The sequence below is a fragment of the Chloracidobacterium sp. N genome (assembly GCF_018304765.1).
Taxonomy (GTDB): domain Bacteria; phylum Acidobacteriota; class Blastocatellia; order Chloracidobacteriales; family Chloracidobacteriaceae; genus Chloracidobacterium; species Chloracidobacterium aggregatum.
This window is the reverse complement of record NZ_CP072643.1, coordinates 509,756-523,234: the sequence shown is the minus strand read 5'-3', so window position 1 is coordinate 523,234 and position 13,479 is coordinate 509,756. Positions and strand designations below refer to the sequence as shown.

Annotated in this window: 12 protein-coding genes; 3 read left to right on the top strand and 9 right to left on the bottom strand. The window is 63.2% G+C overall.

The window, feature by feature from the left end:
* The first annotated feature begins 10 nt into the window (after window positions 1–10).
* Complete coding sequence (locus J8C05_RS13315) at window positions 11–211, top strand: cation transporter (RefSeq protein WP_246840812.1); 201 nt, start codon at window positions 11–13, stop codon at window positions 209–211.
* On the top strand, window positions 211–2,532 hold the full coding sequence (locus tag J8C05_RS13310; protein ID WP_246840811.1) for a heavy metal translocating P-type ATPase: 2,322 nt from the start codon (window positions 211–213) through the stop codon (window positions 2,530–2,532). The genes J8C05_RS13315 and J8C05_RS13310 overlap by 1 nt, the downstream gene beginning before the upstream one ends.
* Window positions 2,533–2,538: 6 nt before the next feature.
* Here J8C05_RS13310 and feoB read toward each other — a convergent pair whose 3' ends face one another.
* The 9 genes from feoB to J8C05_RS13265 form a co-directional block, all read right to left on the bottom strand.
* Window positions 2,539–4,731: a ferrous iron transport protein B gene (feoB, locus tag J8C05_RS13305; RefSeq protein WP_211423985.1), complete on the bottom strand. Its 2,193-nt coding sequence runs from the start codon at window positions 4,729–4,731 to the stop codon at window positions 2,539–2,541.
* A gap of 5 nt (window positions 4,732–4,736) precedes the next feature.
* Window positions 4,737–4,964, bottom strand: a complete 228-nt coding sequence (locus J8C05_RS13300) for a FeoA family protein (protein WP_211423984.1) — start codon at window positions 4,962–4,964, stop codon at window positions 4,737–4,739.
* Window positions 4,961–5,230: a FeoA family protein gene (locus tag J8C05_RS13295; protein ID WP_014101291.1), complete on the bottom strand. Its 270-nt coding sequence runs from the start codon at window positions 5,228–5,230 to the stop codon at window positions 4,961–4,963. Before J8C05_RS13295 ends, J8C05_RS13300 begins: the two co-directional genes overlap by 4 nt.
* A 110-nt stretch (window positions 5,231–5,340) precedes the next feature.
* A complete protein-coding gene (locus J8C05_RS13290; protein WP_211423983.1) occupies window positions 5,341–5,949 on the bottom strand; it encodes a protein-methionine-sulfoxide reductase heme-binding subunit MsrQ in 609 nt (202 codons plus the stop codon).
* Between the two features lie 50 nt (window positions 5,950–5,999).
* The gene (locus tag J8C05_RS13285; protein WP_211423982.1) at window positions 6,000–7,340 is read right to left on the bottom strand and encodes an RNA-guided endonuclease InsQ/TnpB family protein; all 1,341 of its coding nucleotides are present in this window, start codon (window positions 7,338–7,340) and stop codon (window positions 6,000–6,002) included.
* Window positions 7,331–7,981 (bottom strand): IS607 family transposase, encoded by a 651-nt coding sequence (locus J8C05_RS13280; protein WP_211423981.1) that lies wholly within the window; start codon window positions 7,979–7,981, stop codon window positions 7,331–7,333. The genes J8C05_RS13285 and J8C05_RS13280 overlap by 10 nt, the downstream gene beginning before the upstream one ends.
* A gap of 9 nt (window positions 7,982–7,990) precedes the next feature.
* Complete coding sequence (locus J8C05_RS13275; protein WP_211423980.1) at window positions 7,991–10,432, bottom strand: hybrid sensor histidine kinase/response regulator; 2,442 nt, start codon at window positions 10,430–10,432, stop codon at window positions 7,991–7,993.
* Window positions 10,433–10,502: 70 nt separating this feature from the next.
* Entirely contained in the window at window positions 10,503–11,345 is an 843-nt protein-coding gene (gene sctT, locus J8C05_RS13270; RefSeq protein ID WP_211423979.1) for a type III secretion system export apparatus subunit SctT, read from the bottom strand.
* A gap of 32 nt (window positions 11,346–11,377) precedes the next feature.
* The gene (locus tag J8C05_RS13265; protein ID WP_211423978.1) at window positions 11,378–11,872 is read right to left on the bottom strand and encodes a DUF427 domain-containing protein; all 495 of its coding nucleotides are present in this window, start codon (window positions 11,870–11,872) and stop codon (window positions 11,378–11,380) included.
* A 111-nt stretch (window positions 11,873–11,983) separates the two neighbouring features.
* Here J8C05_RS13265 and J8C05_RS13260 point away from each other — a divergent pair, with 111 nt between their 5' ends.
* Window positions 11,984–13,450 carry a nicotinate phosphoribosyltransferase gene (locus J8C05_RS13260; RefSeq protein WP_211423977.1) on the top strand — a complete coding sequence of 489 codons (1,467 nt, stop codon included), beginning with the start codon at window positions 11,984–11,986 and terminating at the stop codon, window positions 13,448–13,450.
* Window positions 13,451–13,479: the final 29 nt, after the last annotated feature.

The following is a 13,479-nucleotide window of genomic DNA, read 5'->3' as shown; positions in this document are numbered from 1 at the left end:
AGTGAAAGCCATGCACGAAGAAACCATCGAAATTGAAGGCATGAGTTGCGGCCACTGCATACAGGCGGTCGAGACGGCGCTGCGGTCGCTGGCCGGCGTCGAAGTGCGGCGGGTGGAAATCGGGCGCGCCGCCGTGGCCTATGACCCGGCAACCGTCAACCGGGCGCAGATTGCGGCAGCCGTCGAGGACGCTGGCTTTCAGGTGGTGTGATGCTGCCGCTGACTTCTGCGGCACCGGCGTCGTCAAACCCAGCGACACCGGCGGCCGAAATTGAAACGGCCGTCATCGGCATCAACGGCATGACCTGTGCTGCCTGCGCCAGCCGTATCGAGCGCGTGCTGCGGCGGGTGGAGGGCGTAACGGCGGCGGCGGTGAGTCTGGCTGCCGGGCAGGCCGTGGTGACGTTCCAGCCGGGGATGACCGACCTGCCGGCCCTGCATGCCGCCATTGAAAGGGCCGGCTATGGGGTCGTCCCGCCGACAACAGCCGAAGACGGGACAGCGGCCGATGAGACGGCGATGCTGGAGCAGCGTCAGCTTGGCCGGCAGGCGCTTGTTGCCGGGCTGCTGGCTCTTCCGCTGTTTGCCCTGGAGATGCTGCCGATGCTCATCCCGGCGCTGCATCATGCCCGGCTGGCCGTCCTGGATGAAGGTACGTGGCGTGGAATCGGCCTGCTGCTGGCGACACTGGTGCAGTTTGGTCCGGGGTGGCGTTTTTACTGCGCCGGTTGGGCTGCGGTCCGCGTCTGGTCGCCGGATATGAACACGCTGGTGATGCTGGGGACGACGGCGGCCTACGGCTACTCCGTCGCCGTTGTGTGCTTTCCGGCGGCCTTTCCGCCCGGGACGGCGCACGTGTACTTCGAGGCGTCGGCAACCGTCGTGGCACTGGTACTGCTGGGCAGGTATTTCGAGGCGCGCGCCAGAGGGCGAACGGGCGCGGCCATTCGCCATCTGCTGGCATTGCAGCCGAAAACGGCCCAGGTCAGGCGCGGCGGGCAGACCTTCGAGCTGCCGGTGGCGCTGATCCATCCGGGTGATGAAGTCGTCGTGCGTCCCGGCGAGCGCATTCCCGTGGATGGGACGGTCGTGGAAGGCGCTTCTTTCGTGGACGAGTCCATGCTGACCGGCGAGCCGCTGCCGGTGGACAAGACCGTTGGTGCGGAGGTCATCGGCGGAACGGTCAACGGCCAGGGCTATCTCGTGGTATGCGCCAGTCGCGTCGGCGCAGAGACCGTGTTGCAGGGCATCGTCCGGCTGGTGCAGGCGGCGCAAGGGTCCAAGCCGCCCATTCAGGATGTCGCCGACCGGGTGGTACGGTGGTTCGTACCGGCGGTTCTCGGCGTGGCATTGGTCACGTTCGGTGTCTGGTGGTGGCAGGCAACCTTTGAGCTGGCTCTGGTCAACGCCGTGTCCGTTCTCATCATTGCCTGTCCCTGTGCCCTGGGACTGGCAACGCCGACCTCCGTTCTGGTCAGCACCGGCCAGGCGGCACGGCTTGGCGTTCTCTTTCGCAAGGGCAGCGCCCTGCAGATGCTGGACGAACTGCGGGTGGTCGTCTTTGACAAGACCGGCACGCTGACGGCCGGCCACCCTCGGCTGACTGACCTGCACGGTTGTGACCTGCCGCCGGAAGTGTCGGAAACCGACCTGCTGGGCTGGCTGGCGGCGGTGGAGAAGCCTTCGGAGCATCCCATTGCCCGGGCCGTCGTGGCAGAGGCCGAGGCGCGCGGCCTGCCGCTGCCGACGCCAACCGACTTCACGGCGCTGCCGGGGCAGGGCGTCACAGCGACCGTGGCCGGACATCACGTGGCGGTGGGCACCGACCGGCTGATGGCGCATCTGAACGTGGCGACTGAAGCCGGCGCGCCGGTCATCGCTGAACTGGCGCGCGCCGGGAAAACGCCCATGTATGCGGCGCTGGATGGTCGCCTGGCGGCGGTGCTGGCCGTAGCCGATGAGATAAAGCCAACGGCGGCCGCGGCTGTGGCCCACCTGCGCGCCCAGGGGCTTGAAGTCGTCCTCGTCACGGGCGACCATCCGGCAACGGCCCAGGCGGTTGCCGCCCGCCTGGGGATTGATGAGGTGTTTGCCGGGGCGCGTCCGGCCGACAAAGCTGACATCGTGCGGAGGCTTCGGCAGCGCGGGCGGCTGGCTTTTGTCGGGGATGGCATCAACGACGCCCCGGCGCTGGCCGTTGCCGACGTGGGCATTGCCCTGGGCACCGGAACGGATGTGGCCATCGAGGCTGCCGATGTGATTCTCATGTCCGGTGATCCGGTCGGCGTTCTGCAGGCATGCGATCTGGCGCGGGCGACGATGCGCAACATCCGGCAAAACCTGTTCTGGGCTTTTGCCTACAACGTCGTGCTCATCCCGGTGGCGGCAGGCGTACTGTACCCTGCGTTCGGTCTGCAACTTTCACCTGTTGCGGCCGGCGCGGCCATGGGGCTGTCAAGCCTGTTTGTGCTGACGAATGCGCTGCGGCTGCTGCACTGGCGGCCGCGGGCCGTTGCCGCCCCGCTTCCCTGATCGGGGTCACTGTCCCAAGCCGAGCCACCGGCCTCCCTGATAGACGAGCAGGCTGCCGACGTAAGCCAGCGCCGTCATGTAGGCAAACATCACCACGGGCCAGCGCCAACTGTTTGTCTCCCGCCAGGCGACGGCCAGCGTGGACATGCACTGCATCGCCAGCACAAAAAAGACCATCACCGACACGGCCACGAGAGGCGAAAACACCGGCCGCCCATCCGCGTGACGGTCGGCTTGCAGCGCCGCGTGGAGCGCCTGGTTGCCGGCGGCGTCTTCGTCATCGCCGATGCCATAGACAATAGCCAGCGTTCCCACGAACACTTCCCGCGCCGCAAATGCCGAGATGATGCCGACGCCGATTTTCCAGTTGAATCCCAGCGGCGCAATGACCGGCTCAATGAGCTTGCCGGCCTGCCCGATGAAACTGCGTTCCCGCCGTTCGGCTTTTTCGAGCCGTTCGAGCACCTGAAGCCGGTCGGCCGCTTCTTCCCCGGACATCTGCCCGGTCTGGGTAATGGCTGCGCGCTCAGCGGCGTAGTCCCGGCTGAGTGTCACCGACCGGGGATGCGTTGCCAGAAACCACAGGACAATCGAGATGGCCAGGATGACCGTCCCGGCGCGGTAGAGAAACTGACCGCCGGCGGAAAACATCGTCAGCAGGACGGTCCGTGGGGAAGGCAGCCGGTACGGGGGCAGTTCCAGAATAAGCGGCGGCGATGCCCCACGAATCAGGGTTTTCTTGAAAAGCCAGCCCATCGCCAGCGCCGCCAGGATGCCCAGGGCATACATGGCAAACAGGACGACGCCGGGCAGGGAAAACACGCCCCACAGCCGCCGGTCGGCCGGAAAACAGGCCCCAATCATCAGGGCATAGACCGGCAGCCGCGCGCTACAGCTCATCAGCGGCGCAATGAGAATCGTCACCAGCCGGTCTTTGGCGTTTTCTATGGTGCGCGTCGCCGTGATGCCCGGAATGGCGCAGGCAAAGGAACCAAGCAGTGGGATGAACGACTTGCCGCTGAGTCCCACCCGGCGCATCAGCCGGTCCATGATGAATGCCGCCCGCGCCATGTAGCCTGTGTCTTCGAGCAGGGCAATGAACAGGGTCAGGATGAGAATCTGCGGAAGGAAGGTAACAACCGCGCCAACGCCGGCAATGACGCCGCCCACCACGAGGTCGTTGAGTTCGCCGGCCGGGAGACGTTCCCGGACGAGCGCGCCCAACCGGTCCATCATCCAGCCGATGGTATCCATCGGCACCTGCGCCCAGGTGAAGATGCTCTGGAAGATGAACAGCATCAGGCCGGCAAACAGTACCGGCCCCCACAGGCGATGCGTGACGATGGCATCAATCCGGTCGCTGGTGGTGCGTTGAAACTGGCCCGGTTGCTGGATGGCCGCCCGGCACAGGGTTTGAATCCAGCCGTAGCGCCCTTCGGCCTCAGCGCTCCACCACTCGATGCCCATGGCTTCCAGCCGTTCCCGCGCCGCCGCAACGGCCGCCTGGATGTCCGCCGGTGGCGGCGTGTCGTCTTCGGCCGGCTCGTTGAGCAGCAGCCGGATGGCTTCGCCTTCGGCGGCGGCATCCGTTGCCCACCGGCGCTGGCGCAGTTGTTCCGCGAGTGCCGAAACTTCGGCTTCGATGACCTGCGGGAGTCGCCACTGTCGGGTGGGTACCGCAGGCAACGGCCCGACGAGTTTCCGGCGCAGGGTTTCAAGCCCGATGCCCTTGCTGGCGACGATGGGCACGACGGGAATTCCCAATCCCTGGGAAAGCCGGTCGAGATCGAAGACGAGACCTTTGGCTTCTGCCAGGTCCATCATGTTGAGCGCCAGCCAGACGGGCCGCCCCAGTTCCATGACCTGCGTGACAAGGTACAGGTTGCGTTCCAGGTTGCTGGCATCGGCAATGGCCAGAATGCCCTCCGGCGGCGGCGTGTCGGTCTGTCGTCCCAGAACGACATCGCGCGTGATGCGTTCGTCCAGCGAACGCGCTGAAAGGCTATAGACCCCCGGCAGGTCAATGAGGGTGACTTCCGTTTCGCCGACGGTCAGGCGGCCTTCCTTTTTCTCGACCGTGACGCCCGGATAGTTGCCGACCTTCTGGCGCAGGCCCGTCAGGGCATTGAAAAGCGTCGTTTTGCCAGAGTTGGGGTTCCCGACCAACGCCAGCCGGCGGGAAGGTGTTTCGTCACTCACGAATGTTACTCACCTGGGGAGACTTCAATGGCAGCGGCCTCATCCTTGCGCAGCGACAGCCGATAGCCCCGCAGCTCGATTTCCAGCGGATCGCCCAGCGGGGCAACGCGGATGAGTTTGACCACAACGCCGGTCGTCAGACCCATTTCCTGGAGGCGCTGGGCAATGGCCCGCCCGCCCCGGACGCGCTCGACGCGGGCCGTCGCACCGATGGCCAGGGCATCGAGTGTCATGGCAGGCGCTCCACGAGAATGCCCTGCGCCGTGTGGCGGTTGAGCGTCATCCGTACGCCGAGCACGGAACACACCAGCGGATCGCCGTCCGCAATGACACGCACTTCAGAAGTCTCACACAGCCCGCGCTCCCGCAGGGTTTCCGCGCCGTCCATGTCCAGCAGCCGCCGGACGCGCACGCGCTCGCCGGCCGGGACATCGGCCAGGGTTTGGGGTGTGGCGGAAGTTGCCGAGGAAGGGCGTAAGGCGGCAAGCCAGCGTTTCATAGGTCAGGGCATACCTCGGTCGTCGGCATCACGTGGCCGGAGGCCACCATGGCAGCCGTCAACCGTAAGTGAAATGAAAACTGTTTTCAAGTTTTTCCGACGCGGCTGTGTCAGCGTTTGGGGTCGAGGCCCAGGGTGGTGAGTTGCTGTGCCCGCAACCAGCGATAGACCAGCAGGAGGCCGACGATGGCGGCAAAGGCCAGCGGCATGGTCGTATCGGCTTTGACAAACAGGTAGAAGTGGATGACGCCAGCCACGGCTGCCACGTAGGTCAGGCGGTGCAGGCGTTTCCAGCGCGCCGCGCCCAGCCGCTTGATCATCCGGTTGGTGGATGTGGCCGCCAGCGGAATCATGACGAGAAAACCCAGCATGCCGAACAGGATGAACGGCCGGCGCAGGACATCCACACCCACGGCCGCCAAGTCAAACATCTTGTCGAACCAGACGTAAGCCGTGAAGTGCAGGCTGGCATGGAAAAACGCCAGCAGTCCCAGCGTGCGCCGCAGCCGGATGAGCCAGGGCGGACCAAACCAGGCCACCAGCGGGGTTACGGTCAGGGTCAGGGTCAGAAAGACCAGCGCCAGGCCGCCGGTCAGGCGGAGGATGAACTCCAGCGGATTGGCCCCAAGCTGGCCCCGGAATCCGTCCCATCCGCACAGCGCCAGCGGAAACAGTCCGTTGAGCAGCACCAGCCGCTGCGCAAAGGCTGGGTCAAACAACGTTGCTGTCGTCGGTTTTGGATTGGATGGCTTCAACCGATCAGCTGCTATCAAGAATGTGCGCAAAAGTGCGCACGGTTCTCTTCCTGCCCCGACGCGTCCTGTTGACCACCGTCGTATCTGACAGGCGTGACTTTCCCGACTACGGCGGGGACGGTCCCCGCCGCAGCGCCGCCATTGCTGGACGGACTCGCCACGGGTAGGGCAGTTTCGGTTGCCAGCCGTTTCAGGTTCAGCGCCGCATTGAGGTCACGGTCATGGTGCGCACCACATTGAGCACACACCCATGTTCGATCTCTCAATGTCAGCGCCTCGTTCTTCCAGCCACAGATGGAGCACAGTCGGCTACTTGGATACCAGCGATCAGCGATGGTAAGCTGAGTACCGTAGCGCCGGGCCTTGTATTCCAACTGCGAGCGCAACATCCCAAAACCCACGTCAGAGATGGCGCGGGCGAGTTTCTCGTTCTGCAGCATCCCTTTGACGTTTAAATCCTCGATCACCAACGCTTGGTTTTCGCGGCAGAGTCGAGTCGTGAGCTTGTGGGTGAAATCCGCTCGGATATTGGCCATGCGGGCATAGAGCCGTGCCAATATCGCAGCGGACTTCTGCCGGTTGTTCGATACCGGCAGGCGCGTTCCTTCAGGCAGGCGGGCATGGCGTTCAAATCCGGCTGCCTTCCTGGCGGCTTCCAGCTTGCGGCTGAGACGTCGGCTACGGATTTCCAGACGGCGCAGCGCGGCTTTGAGCGGCTTTGGCGCCTCGATGACTTCACCGCTGGAGATCGTTGCAGCAGCCTTGATGCCCAGGTCGATGCCGTTGACCTCGTGCGACGTGCGACGCCGATAGAATTGCGCATCAGGCACCTCGACCTGTATTGCCACAAACCAACGATCCGCGGTGCGAGAAACCGTTGCGCCCAGTATCTTTCCTTTGAATCGCAGTTCCTCGGTCATGGCGACTTCGCCGATCTTGGGTAGGCGGATCGTCTTACCGACCAGACGGAACTTGTCGTTGGCTACGTAAAAGCTGTCGCGGCAGCGCCCCTTTTTCTTGAAGCGCGGTGCGTGTGCCTCTTTGCCAGCCTTGAGGTCGGTGAAGAATCTTTCCCAGGCTTTGGCGAGATGGGCAAACGGCTGGGCGTGGGCATCCCGGTGAATGTCTTGCAACCAAGGCCGACCGTTCTCATCGAGCCACTGCGGGTCGGTGTACTTGATGGCGTTGAACTGTTTTTTGAGCGCCATGGCGTTTGGCCTGCCGCCTGCTGCGTATTGCCTGTTCCACTCATTGAGCGCCCAGTTCCAAACACGCCGCGCCGTGCCGCAGGCGCGCTTGAAGTAGTCCACTTGCTCAGGAGTCGGACAAAGAGCAATCTTGTGGGTCAGTTGCATTGTTGGGCCTTTTTGACGTCATTCGCATCCTGTTTCAGCGCTTCATCCAACTTCTTTCGATAGTTCCTCAAACCGTATAGCCGAGACGAAAAACAGCGCACGATGGTCATTAAGTCTTGCACCATTTCCTGTTCGGGAGACAGCCGTTCCTGGTTGAGTACCAGCACTTCGCAGCCATGGGTTTGGGCGTAATGTTCGAACCACTCAAAGCCGAAACGGGTGAGGCGGTCCCGGTGAGCGAGGATTAGCATCCTGACTTCCCGTCGCCCAATCTCGTCCATAAGGGCCAGAAACCGCTTGCGCCTGAAGTCCAGCCCGCCGCCCACTTCCTCGATAAACTCGACCCCCGCCAATCCCTTCGCCACCACGAACGCTTCCAGCACTTTGCGCTGATTCGCCAGGTCCGGCTTCTGCGCCGCACTCGATACCCGACAGTAGGCGACAAGCTTTGTTGGCGCATGGTTGGCCTGCCGCAAACCGATGAACTCACGGATCTGCGTCTCAGTGTAGAGGCGGCGGTTGCTGTCCGTTCGGGCCACCGGAATTAGCCTTCCTTCGCGTTCCCAACGCTGCAACGTCTTGACCGAGACACCAAGGAGTTTTGCCGCCTTGCCTGTGCTTATAGTGCTTTCCACAAGCATTATTATACACTATCGCGTACTATACGGCAAGCTAGAGTCCGGCTCCCCGGTGGATTTGGCCCGGTGGCGTCGGGTCAGCGGCGATGTGGCCTGGAGGGCCGCCACCAGATCATGGATCGTGAAGGGCTTGCCCAGGTAGTCGTCCACGCCGGCGGCAAAGGCGGCGCGGCGTTCTTCCTCCAGCACCGCCGCCGTGAGCGCGATGAAGCGTGGACACATATCTGGCGCCAGTGCCGCCCGCACTTCCCGGACGGCTTCCAGTCCGTCTTTTCCCGGCATTTGTACGTCCATGAAGACCAGGTCGTAGGGTTTTTCACAGGCGACCGCGCCCAGGATGGCTTCCACCCCCTCGATGCCATCCGAGGCGGTATCGGGCTGATACCCCAGTTTTTCGAGCATCCGCACGGCCAGCTTCCGGTTGACGACATTATCTTCGACGACAAGCACCCGCAGGGGATGCTGCTGCCCAAGAGTGGCATCAAACAGCGGTTGGGGCGTGCTGGGCGCTGGTTCGGGACGCGGTGCAAGCAGCTCTTCCAGTTGGCGCTGAAAGCGCATCAGACGGATGGGCTTGGGCATCATCGCGGACGGCGCAAACGTGCTGAGCTGCGCCTTGAGACTTTCTTCCATCGTTGAACCGAAGAACAGAATCGGCGTCCGGGCATAGGCTGGTTGCCTGCGGATTTCCCTGGCCAGGGTCAGACCGTCCATGTCGGGCAACTGCACGTCGAGAATGAAGATGTCCACTTTGGTGCCCGGTTGTTGCAGGCAGTGCAGGGCTTCGGCAGCCGACGCTGCCATCAGCGGCGTGGCGTGCCAGGCGCGAAGCTGGTACTCCAGAATGTGCCGGTTGGTCGCGTTGTCATCCACCACGAGGGCGATTTTGTTTTCGAGTTCGGGCAGCGAGCCGCGGACGTACACCCGTGGCTGGTTGGGAGCGGATTCACACAGTAGGGTGAAGTGGAAGGTCGTCCCCCGTCCGACTTCGCTTTCAAACCAGATGTTGCCGCCCAGCATTTCGACCAGGCGTTTGGAGATGGCCAGTCCCAGACCTGTGCCGCCGTAAACCCGGTAGGTCGTTTCCGTTGCCTGTTCGAAATCCCGAAACACCCGGTCGTGGGCTTCGGGCGGGATGCCAATGCCGGTGTCGCGCACATCCACCCGCAGTTCGTAGCGCCGGGGTCGGTCGTTGGCGGTAAGTTTGGTCAGGCTTGGCTCGTCATCGTCGAGTGGTTCGGCGCTGACCGTCACGACGACTTCGCCCTGCTCGGTGAATTTGATGGCGTTGCTGAGCAGGTTGAGCAGCACCTGCCGGAAGCGTGTCGGGTCACTGACAATCGTGGTCGGGACGTTGTCTTCGATGAGGTAGGCCACATCCAGCCGCTTGCGGCTGGCCGGTTCGGCAATGACATCCAGTGTGCTTTCGATGCACTCACGCAGATCAAACGGCGTCTGCTCGATGTGGAGCGCGCCGGCTTCGATTTTCGAGAAGTCCAGAATGTCGTTGAGGATGACGAGCAGGCTCTCGGCGCTGGAGCGGATGGTTTCCAGGTATTCGCGCTGTTCGCCGGAAAGCGGCGTGCTGGCCAGCAGGTTGGACATGCCGATGACGCCGTTCATCGGCGTGCGAATCTCATGGCTCATGTTGGCCAGAAAAGCTGATTTGGCGCGGGCTGCGGCCTGGGCGGCATCACGGGCCTGTTCCAGCCGCCGGTTGAGGCTGGCCAGACGGTCGCGCGCCAGCGAAATTTCACGGATGACGGCGGTCGTCTGTTTCAGCGCCCGGCGGACGATGAAATTCCCCTCCAGAGTGAAGATGACCAGCACCACGCCCAGCCAGACCCACCCAAAAACCTGCAACTGCACGCGGCACGCATTCGATCCGGCTTCGAGTTCGTCAACGACGGTTTCCATCCTGGCCAGAAACAGCCGTTGGTGTTTCAGGACAGTTTGAAACTGCTCCGGTGTGGGTGGGCGGGGCAGGCCCGTGGCATCCGTCGTGGCCAACACCTGCTCCAGCGTGCTGACCATGGCGTTGAAGTGGGGCAGGGTGGACTGAAGGGCCGCACGGGAGGCCGGCGTGCTGCACGCCGTCAGGCCGGTTTCGGAGTTGCCATCCTGGAGCGTCTGGTGGGCCGCTTTCCACTGCTTGAGGGTGTCCCGCAGTTCGTCAAGGTAAGCCTGGCGTTCCGCTGGCGTCGCTGCGACCTGCCAGGCCAGAAGGCACTTGGTCAGCCGTTGGCTGCGCATGCGCTGGCGACCGGCAATGTTGATGATGCGGGCGTCGTCGCGCTGCCGGTGAATGAAGGTCTGTACGGCAACCTGCCCGGCAATCATCAGAGCCGTGAGCGTCAGCAGCAGAACGGCATACAGCCACCGAAGCCGCCGTACCTGTGCCAGGTTACGTTGGAGAGCCGCACTGTCGGGAGTCCAGGAGGGATCGGAAGGCATAACGGGCAAGGTGTGCGGCAGTGAAGGCAGGCCGGGTGTATCTGGGGGGACTGTAATCCGCCATAGTAACCTACGGCGCAAGCTGCCGCATCAGCACCTCGAAGGCTTGCAGTGCCTCCCTGAAAGCCGCCTGATACTGTTCGGCATAGATGGCCAGCGACAGCATGACGATGAAAATACCAAGCGCCATCTTGACCGGCATGCTGAGGAAGAACACGTTGAACTGCGGCGCAACGCGGTTGATGAGTCCGAAAAACACATCGGTCAGCAGCAGGGCAGCCATGGCAGGCGCGGCCAGGCGGACGCCAAGCGTCAGGATTTCACCTGTCAGCAGGATGATGCTGGTCAGTGCCGGCGACAGGCCCGTGCCCAGCTTGGGAAAGTCCGTCACGGGGATGAGGTCAAAGCTGCGAAACAGGGCTTCGATGACCAACCGGTGCGCGCCCAGCGCCAGAAAAATGACAATAGCCACCTGAAGCTTGAACTGCCCCAGTTCGGAGACCTGTTCCTGAAGCATGGGGTTGAGCATCTCGCCCATCATCGCGCCCCGCTGCGCGTCAATGATGCGCCCGGCAACCTGAATGGCCTCAAAAACCAGCGAGGCGACAAAGCCCAGGGTAAACCCCACGGCCACTTCCTTGATGACGAGAATGGCAAAGCCAAAGGGCCCGCCGCGCAGGGCAAGTTCCGGCACGCTCGCGCTCAGACCCGGCACGATGAGCAGGACGAACGCCACGGCTTCGGCGACCTTGATCTGGTTGGGCACGCTCTGTCCGCCGAAAAAGGGCACGACGGTCACAAAGGCCAGCATGCGGGCAAAGACCAGTCCGCCCAGCACGAGCAGCGCCGCCACTGACACCTGCACGTCGAGCAGGCGCAACAGTGCATCAATGAAGCCAATCGGGTCCGTCATACCTCATGCGCCGGCCCTCACAAGTTGGCGCATCACCAGCCCCATGAGCCGGGAACGCCTTTGAACGGCCCAACGATGTCCTTGGTAATCCAGCCGCCGTAAAAACCGCCCGGCTGGGGGACGACCAGTTCATCGTCCACGTAGCAGGCATCCATGGCGGCAGCGTAAAAAGCGACGTAACCGGCAATGGGCATAAACGAAGGCGTCGGCCGCGGGTAACTCCAGGCCGCATCCGGTGCGATCCGCTGCCCGACCCGTACGCTGTGGTACTGAGCCATGCCTTTCCACTCGCAGTAGGACGTGCGGGGCGTGGCCACGAGGGCCTCGGGAAGGATGTCCGCCGGCGGAAAGTAATAGACCGGCGGATGGCTGGTTTCGAGGACGCGCCAGCCCTGGGTCGTTTCGGCAATGGTTGTGCCGGCAAAGACGACGCGCAGCCGTTTCGCCGTGCGTTCGAGGCGCGGCGGACGGGGATAGTCCCAGACGGATTCCTGGCCGGGTTGTGGCGGAATGGGTTTTGGAAGCATAGGCCTTGAGTACGGGAAAGAATGGCTTGCCAAATTGACGCCAACGCGGAACAGTTACAGCCCCTGCTGGCACAGTCGGGAGTTTGACAGCGCGATGGAGAGTTGAACCGTATGCCGACGACACGGCCCGTTCCGTCCCTATTATTGACCGATTTGTATCAGCTCACCATGGCGCAAGCCTACTGGAAGTCGGGGCGTGGCGAAAAGGAAGCCGTCTTCCAGATGTTTTTCCGCCGGCACCCGTTCGACGGTGGCTTTACCATTGCCTGTGGGCTGCACTCACTCATCGAGATGCTGGTAGAAGCCACTTTTGATGACAGTGACCTGGCTTATCTGGCCAGCCTTCCGGGACGGGATGGTCAGCCGCTGTTTGAGCCTGACTTTCTGGCGACACTGCGCGACTTTCGGCTGGCATGTGACATAGACGCCATCCCCGAAGGCACGATTGTCTTTCCCTTCGAGCCACTCGTGCGGGTGACGGGGCCGCTCGTGCAGGCCCAACTGCTTGAAACCATCATTCTCAACATCATCAACTTCCAGACCCTCATCGCCACGAAAGCGGCGCGGATTTGCCTGGCGGCGCAGGGGGAACCGGTCATCGAGTTTGGGCTGCGTCGGGCGCAGGGACCGGATGGGGGGCTGTCGGCCAGCCGGGCGGCCTATGTCGGCGGCTGTGCGGCGACCTCGAACGTCCTGGCTGGCAAGGTGTATGGCATTCCGGTACGCGGCACGCATGCCCACAGTTGGGTGATGTCCTTTGGCGACGAGCTGGAGGCGTTTCGCACCTATGCGGCGGCGATGCCCAACAACTGTGTCTTTCTGGTGGACACCTACGACACGCTCGACGGCGTACGCCACGCCATCGAGGTTGGCCGCTGGCTGCGCGAGCAGGGCCATGAAATGATCGGTATCCGGCTTGATTCGGGAGACCTGGCCTACCTGAGCATCGAGGCGCGCAAAATGCTCGATGCCGCCGGTTTCCCGGACGCCGGTATCGTTGCCAGCAATGACCTCGATGAAACCATCATCAACAGCCTCAAGCAGCAGGGAGCCTGCATCAACGTGTGGGGCGTGGGCACGAAACTCGTGACTGGCTACGACCAGCCGACGTTGGGCGGCGTCTATAAGCTGACGGCGCTGCGTGACCGTGGTGACGACTCCTGGCGCTACTGCATCAAGCTGTCGGAGCAGTCCATCAAGATTTCGACACCGGGTATTCACCAGGTGCGGCGCTACAGCGTGGATGGCGAACTCCTCGGCGACGCCATCTATGACCTTCCCTCACCGCCGGCTTCCGGGTGCGTCATTATTGACCCCCTTGATCCGACCCGGCGCAAGCGCATCCCGGCTGAGGCGACGTACGAAGACCTGCTCGTGCCGGTTTTTCGGCGCGGTGAGTGTGTGTATGGGATGCCGTCCCTGGAAGCCGTCCGGCAGCGGGCGCAATCAGGGCTGGCCCGGCTGGCGCCGGGGCTGAAGCGGTTTGTCAATCCGCACATCTACCCGGTAGGGCTGGAACAATCCCTCTACGACCTGAAGATGCGGCTGATTCTGCAGGCGCGCAACGGTGGTCACTAGCCGAAGCCAGGGACAGTGGACAGGCTGCC

Excerpts from the sequence above, each read along its gene's own strand:
- J8C05_RS13315 (WP_246840812.1), top strand. The coding sequence starts at position 11 with ATGCACGAAGAAACCATCGAAATTGAAGGCATGAGTTGCGGCCACTGC.
- J8C05_RS13310 (WP_246840811.1), top strand. The coding sequence starts at position 211 with ATGCTGCCGCTGACTTCTGCGGCACCGGCGTCGTCAAACCCAGCGACA.
- J8C05_RS13300 (WP_211423984.1), bottom strand. The coding sequence starts at position 4,964 with ATGACACTCGATGCCCTGGCCATCGGTGCGACGGCCCGCGTCGAGCGC.
- J8C05_RS13295 (WP_014101291.1), bottom strand. The coding sequence starts at position 5,230 with ATGAAACGCTGGCTTGCCGCCTTACGCCCTTCCTCGGCAACTTCCGCC.
- J8C05_RS13285 (WP_211423982.1), bottom strand. The coding sequence starts at position 7,340 with ATGCAACTGACCCACAAGATTGCTCTTTGTCCGACTCCTGAGCAAGTG.
- J8C05_RS13280 (WP_211423981.1), bottom strand. The coding sequence starts at position 7,981 with ATGCTTGTGGAAAGCACTATAAGCACAGGCAAGGCGGCAAAACTCCTT.
- J8C05_RS13275 (WP_211423980.1), bottom strand. The coding sequence starts at position 10,432 with ATGCCTTCCGATCCCTCCTGGACTCCCGACAGTGCGGCTCTCCAACGT.
- sctT (WP_211423979.1), bottom strand. The coding sequence starts at position 11,345 with ATGACGGACCCGATTGGCTTCATTGATGCACTGTTGCGCCTGCTCGAC.
- J8C05_RS13265 (WP_211423978.1), bottom strand. The coding sequence starts at position 11,872 with ATGCTTCCAAAACCCATTCCGCCACAACCCGGCCAGGAATCCGTCTGG.
- J8C05_RS13260 (WP_211423977.1), top strand. The coding sequence starts at position 11,984 with ATGCCGACGACACGGCCCGTTCCGTCCCTATTATTGACCGATTTGTAT.